Consider the following 2,310-nt stretch of genomic DNA (forward strand, 5'->3'; position numbering starts at 1 on the left):
CGCGCGACACATGGTCGGCCAGGTCGCGGGTGAAGCGGTGGGTCACGGTGACGGTGCAGCCACCCAGCAGCAACTCCAGAGCCATGGGCCGGCCGACGATGTTCGAGGCGCCGACCACGACCGCGTCCATGCCGTACAGGTCGGCGCCGGTGCTGGCGAGCAGGGTCATGATGCCTTTCGGGGTGCAGGGGCGCAGCAGGGGCATGCGCTGGGCCAGGCGGCCGATGTTGTAGGGATGGAAACCGTCCACGTCCTTGTCCGGGTGGATACGCTCCAGCAGCAGGGAGGCGTCCAGGTGGGCGGGCAGGGGTAGCTGGACCAGGATGCCGTCGATGGCGGGATCGTCGTTCAGGCGGTCGATCAGGGCCAGCAGGTCGTCCTGGCTGGTTTCGGCGGGAAGATCGTAGGCCTGGGAGAGAAAGCCGACTTCCTCGCAGTCCTTGCGCTTGTGCGCCACATAGACCTGAGAGGCCGGATCGGTGCCGACCAGGATCACCGCCAGGCCGGGAACGCGCAGGCCTTGCTGGCGGCGCTCGGTCACGCGTTGGGCTATCTGCTGGCGAAGGTTGGCGGCGATCGCTTTGCCGTCGATCAGTTGTGCGGTCATGTCGGAAGGGTAACCATCGAATCGGGTGGAAAAAGGACGCGCATTTTCGCATGGACGCCGCCCGGGGCAAAGGAGGCGACCCGCGGATTTGCCGTAACTCCTTTATATAGCTGAATTTTTTTAAAAAACCCGTTGACGGCCTTTCGCCCCCTGTATAACATGCGCCCCGCTTGCCGAGCACAGCCGGACGCAGGGTAAGAGGTAATGCAAGTCGGTTGCTGACTTTGTGATTGCCAGAGCTTAAAGTTTGCGCTCAGCATTGAATGCAGATGAATAAAGCGCCCGTAGCTCAGCTGGATAGAGCATCCGCCTTCTAAGCGGATGGTCGCAGGTTCGAGTCCTGCCGGGTGCGCCATTCGGCGAATCGGCAAGAAGCAGGCGATGTTTTACCGCAAGTCGTAATATGGTGGGCGTAGCTCAGTTGGTAGAGCACAGGATTGTGGCTCCTGGTGTCGTGGGTTCGATTCCCATCGTCCACCCCATATTCCGAAGCGCCAGGCCCGAGGCCTGGCGTTTTCATTTCCAAGCAGTGTCCCGCGGACGTGGTGGAATTGGTAGACACACTGGATTTAGGTTCCAGCGCCGCAAGGCGTGAGAGTTCGAGTCTCTCCGTCCGCACCACCTTCAGGCTCGGCTTGTCCGGCCGCTGCGGTTGAAGCCGGAACGTCCGGCACGATTCACGATATGGTGGGCGTAGCTCAGTTGGTAGAGCACAGGATTGTGGCTCCTGGTGTCGTGGGTTCGATTCCCATCGTCCACCCCATATTTCGAAGCGCCAGGCCTTGTGCCTGGCGTTTTCGTTTGCGCTTCTCGATCTCTTCTCCGCTTGCCTTTCCGGCACCCAACCCGCCCTCATGGGGCGACGGCAGGTTGAACTTGTTCCAGCTCCGGCGCTCTTAAGCGAGCCCGTCGTTCCTGGCGGGTCCGTATATGCAGTCTGGGTGAAGCGACATGTCGATGAAATGGACCGAGCAGCGCTTGCGCAAGGCTCTCAAGCAGATGGCGAACAATCATGAATCGGCTGCGGTCGAGGTCATGCGCGCCGTCGAGCGGGCGAACGATCCGAAGCTGGCGCAGCGCCTGCTCGAGGTGATCGAGCAGATGCACCAGGATGCCGATGCGCTGCGCTCCATCGACGACGAAATCGCCAGCGGCGTGATCCGTTGCCAATGAGGCCGTAGACGCTCCGCAGTTCAGGACTTCCCGACGGAAGCCGGCGCATCCGGCCGGTTCGCCAGTTTCGGGCGCAAGGTCGCGCCCTGGGCTGTGTTCCGGCGAACGGTATAAGGTTGGCGGCCGCGGAAGGCGAAGGCGGTGAACATGTTCGTATTCTCTCTCGGTGCGTTTCAGAAACGGTATTCCACCAGGACGCCCAGGCCGATGCTGTCATGCCACTCTTCGGCGACAGCGGCGGAGCAGAGGCTGGCGAGCGTGCCGGCGAGGCACAGGGAGGGGTTTCTCATGGGGACTCCTTCCGTTGCAGCCAGGGACGTGCCTTGGTGTCTTGCTGGGCGAAGCGGTAGCCGAGCGCGTTCAGACCGTCGAAGTCACGACTGAAGGTGTCTCCCAGGCCCTGGCCGCTGCCGGCCAGGACGGCGTGTGCGCTGTCGATGGGTTGCAGGATGAACTCGCCGGAGCGGGTTCCTCCGGCTTGCCCGCGCACCAGCAGGAAGCCGTCTTCGATCCTGATGCTCAGGCCGTTC

2 protein-coding genes, 4 tRNA genes and 1 pseudogene are annotated in these 2,310 nt (G+C 62.5%); 5 read left to right on the forward strand and 2 right to left on the reverse strand.

Going from position 1 to position 2,310, the window contains the following annotated elements; translation table 11 throughout:
• Positions 1 to 607, reverse strand: a 607-nt coding sequence (locus FFS27_RS31885) for a tetrahydrofolate dehydrogenase/cyclohydrolase catalytic domain-containing protein (protein WP_137952509.1), incomplete at its 3' end; no start/stop codon positions are given.
• Between the two features lie 278 nt (positions 608 to 885).
• On the opposite strand from FFS27_RS31885, the gene FFS27_RS31890 reads away from it, so the two are divergent.
• The 5 genes from FFS27_RS31890 to FFS27_RS31910 all read left to right on the forward strand — a co-directional run bounded on the left by FFS27_RS31890 (position 886) and on the right by FFS27_RS31910 (position 1,780).
• Positions 886 to 962: transfer RNA gene (locus tag FFS27_RS31890), tRNA-Arg, on the forward strand.
• Between the two features lie 51 nt (positions 963 to 1,013).
• Positions 1,014 to 1,089: transfer RNA gene (locus FFS27_RS31895), tRNA-His, on the forward strand.
• A gap of 54 nt (positions 1,090 to 1,143) precedes the next feature.
• Positions 1,144 to 1,228 (forward strand) — tRNA-Leu (locus tag FFS27_RS31900).
• Between the two features lie 66 nt (positions 1,229 to 1,294).
• A tRNA-His gene (locus FFS27_RS31905) sits at positions 1,295 to 1,370 on the forward strand.
• A 188-nt stretch (positions 1,371 to 1,558) separates the two neighbouring features.
• Positions 1,559 to 1,780, forward strand: a complete 222-nt coding sequence (locus FFS27_RS31910; protein WP_003087901.1) for a hypothetical protein — start codon at positions 1,559 to 1,561, stop codon at positions 1,778 to 1,780.
• 286 nt (positions 1,781 to 2,066) lie between these two features.
• Here FFS27_RS31910 and FFS27_RS31915 read toward each other — a convergent pair.
• Positions 2,067 to 2,310 (reverse strand): annotated as a pseudogene (locus FFS27_RS31915) (serine hydrolase); the annotation flags it as partial.

The organism is Pseudomonas sp. 2VD (genome assembly GCF_005503585.1).
Classification (GTDB): Bacteria; Pseudomonadota; Gammaproteobacteria; order Pseudomonadales; family Pseudomonadaceae; genus Pseudomonas; species Pseudomonas aeruginosa.